At 62.4% G+C, this 2664-nt stretch carries 3 protein-coding genes; all 3 read right to left on the bottom strand.

Going from position 1 to position 2664, the window contains the following annotated elements:
- Nucleotides 1-118: 118 nt before the first annotated feature.
- The 3 genes from E5W70_RS31795 to fumC all read right to left on the bottom strand — a co-directional run bounded on the left by E5W70_RS31795 (nucleotide 119) and on the right by fumC (nucleotide 2513).
- Nucleotides 119-433, bottom strand: coding sequence for a DoxX family protein (locus E5W70_RS31795; protein WP_292665237.1), 315 nt, complete (start codon nucleotides 431-433; stop codon nucleotides 119-121).
- Between the two features lie 119 nt (nucleotides 434-552).
- The gene (locus E5W70_RS31790) at nucleotides 553-987 is read right to left on the bottom strand and encodes a DoxX family protein (protein ID WP_292665235.1); all 435 of its coding nucleotides are present in this window, start codon (nucleotides 985-987) and stop codon (nucleotides 553-555) included.
- A 128-nt stretch (nucleotides 988-1115) separates the two neighbouring features.
- Nucleotides 1116-2513 (bottom strand): class II fumarate hydratase, encoded by a 1398-nt coding sequence (gene fumC / locus E5W70_RS31785; RefSeq protein WP_292665233.1) that lies wholly within the window; start codon nucleotides 2511-2513, stop codon nucleotides 1116-1118.
- Between the last annotated feature and the right edge of the window lie 151 nt (nucleotides 2514-2664).

Below are 2664 nucleotides of genomic sequence, written 5' to 3'. Positions count from 1 at the left end.
GTCTATATGTGGGAGTGGGGGAGATGGGGTTCCGCGGTTTTGCGTCGGTGCCCGTCAATATAAGTCGCCTCGCAAATTTCGTCTTCCTAGACACCAAGTAGACAGGTGCGGGTGGCGCTCAGGCGCGACCTGCAACCACCCGCCCGTCGGCTGACCATGCACCCGCACCAGCCATTGCCAGCGCCAGAAAACCGCCTGATATGGCGATGTCCTTCATCAGCATCTGTGAATGCTTGAAGCCGACAAGGATGAGCAGTCCGGCGATCAGCTCGAACAGGCCTGTCGCCCAAGCCACCAGCGTCGGCAGCGGCAGGCCGAGGCCGGCGAAATAGCCCGATGTACCGGCGATGTCGGCAAGCGCATGGAAGCCGGACGGCACGAACAGCGCGGCGAGCAGCAGCCGGGAAAGCAAGAGCAGCGCATTGCGAGGCATGGTCTCCTCCGATATCGGCGGCCGATCCTAGCAGAGTTCCAGCCGGCAGATATAAACCGACAACGAAAATGGGGCGCGGAAAATTCCGCGCCCCTTTGTTCAGGAAATGCTGGGCCGCTTCAGCCGCGCTTGGCGTCGATCGAATACGCGCCTGGACCCGACGAGGCGAGCACGAGGAAGCCGCCGGCAATGCCGAGGTTCTTCATGAAATTGATCATCTGCATCTGATCGGCCCAGCCGGTGTGGGCGACCAATGCGGTGGCGACGGTGAAGATCGCCATCACCCAGCCGACGATCCGGGTCTGGAAGCCGACGAGGATGGCGAGGCCGCCAAGCAGTTCGATCAGGCCGACGACAAAGGCGGTCACCATCGGCAGCGGCAGGCCGAGGCTGCCGAAATAGCCGGCAGTGCCGGCAATCGCCGTCAGCTTGCCGAAGCCGGAAAGCAGGAAGATGACCGAAAGCAGGATGCGGCCGAGCAGGATCGTGCCCGAGGCGCCGGAGGCGGTGCCGGAACCCGCAAACGAAGTGTTGGTGGACGTGTTGGTGGACATGCGTAACTCTCCAGAAGGGTTTGGCCAAACGACTTGGGATAGCCGTCCAGTTAGCGCATGCCGACTGTTCACCAAAGACGTCAGATTGGTTACGGATTGTTCACTCAGGTAACGTTTTCGCGATCAACTTACCCTGGATGCGTCATGTCCTCCGGCCGTACCAGCCGCTCATAGTCGGCTTCGCTGACCAGCCCGGTGGCCAGCGCTTCCTCGCGCAGCGTCGTGCCGTTCTTGTGCGCCGCCTTGGCGATCTTGGCGGCGTTGTCGTAGCCGATCGTCGGCGCCAGCGCCGTCACCAGCATCAGCGAATGGTCGAGCGCCGCCTTGATGTTGTCTTCGCGGGCCTCGATGCCGACGACGCAATTGTCGGTAAACGACACCGAAGCGTCGGCCAGCAGCTTTACCGATTGCAGGAAACAATAGGCCATCAGCGGATTATAGACGTTGAGCTCGAAATGGCCCTGGCTGCCGGCGAAGCTGATCGCCGCGTTGTTGCCGAACACCTGCACGCAAACCTGTGTCATCGCCTCGCATTGTGTCGGATTGACCTTGCCCGGCATGATCGACGAGCCTGGTTCGTTTTCCGGCAGCGACAATTCGCCGAGGCCCGAACGCGGGCCGGAGCCGAGCAGGCGGATGTCGTTGGCGATCTTGAACAGCGCCGCCGCGCAGGCATTGACGGCGCCGTGCGAGAAGACCATGGAATCATGGGCGGCCAGAGCCTCGAACTTGTTCGGCGCGGTGACGAAATCGATGCCGGTGATCGCGGCGATGCGCGCCGCTACCTTTTCGGCAAAACCGACCGGCGCGTTGAGGCCGGTACCGACCGCGGTGCCGCCCTGTGCCAATTCCTGCAGGCCGGGCAGGGTCATCTCGATGCGCTTGATCGACGAGGCGACCTGCGCCGCATAGCCCGAGAATTCCTGGCCGAGCGTCAGCGGCGTCGCGTCCTGGGTGTGGGTGCGGCCGATCTTGACGATGTGGGCGAAAGCCTTGGTCTTGGCCTCGAGTGCCGCATGCAAATGCCTCAGCGCCGGCAGCAGATCGTGGATGATGCGTTCGGCGCAGGCTATGTGCATTGCCGTCGGATAGGTGTCGTTCGACGACTGGCTCATATTGACGTGGTCGTTGGGATGCACCGGCTTCTTCGACCCCATGACGCCGCCCAAAAGCTCGATCGCCCGGTTGGAAATCACCTCATTGGCGTTCATGTTGGACTGGGTGCCCGAGCCGGTCTGCCAGACGACCAGCGGGAAATGCTCGTTGAGCTTGCCGTCGATGACCTCCTGGGAGGCCTCGATAATGGCCTTGCCGATCGCCGGATCGAGCCGCTTCAGCTCCATATTGGCTTCGGCGGCCGCCCGCTTGACGATACCCAGCGCCCGCACGACCGACGCAGGCTGCTTTTCCCAGCCGATCTTGAAATTGGCCAGCGAACGCTGCGCCTGCGCACCCCAATAGCGGTCGGCGGCGACCTCGATGGGACCGAACGTATCGGTTTCGGTTCTGGTCTCTGGCGCGCTCACGAGGTCTCTCCGGTTTGCAATTTGCAAACGGCGTATCGCGTTGCACAAACGCCTTCAAGCGGAGATTGCGGGTGACGGGAATGCAAATCGGTTGAAGCGCTGCCAATCTCCCCCCTTGAGGGGGAGATGTCGCCGAAGGCGACAGAGGGGG

The sequence above is a fragment of the Mesorhizobium sp. genome (assembly GCF_005063415.1).
GTDB lineage: Bacteria > Pseudomonadota > Alphaproteobacteria > Rhizobiales > Rhizobiaceae > Mesorhizobium.
This window is presented reverse-complemented; position numbering and strand designations above follow the sequence as displayed.

What these genes read in the sequence shown, in the direction of transcription:
- E5W70_RS31790 (WP_292665235.1), bottom strand. Translation starts at nt 987, where the DNA reads ATGTCCACCAACACGTCCACCAACACTTCGTTTGCGGGTTCCGGCACC.
- E5W70_RS31795 (WP_292665237.1), bottom strand. Translation starts at nt 433, where the DNA reads ATGCCTCGCAATGCGCTGCTCTTGCTTTCCCGGCTGCTGCTCGCCGCG.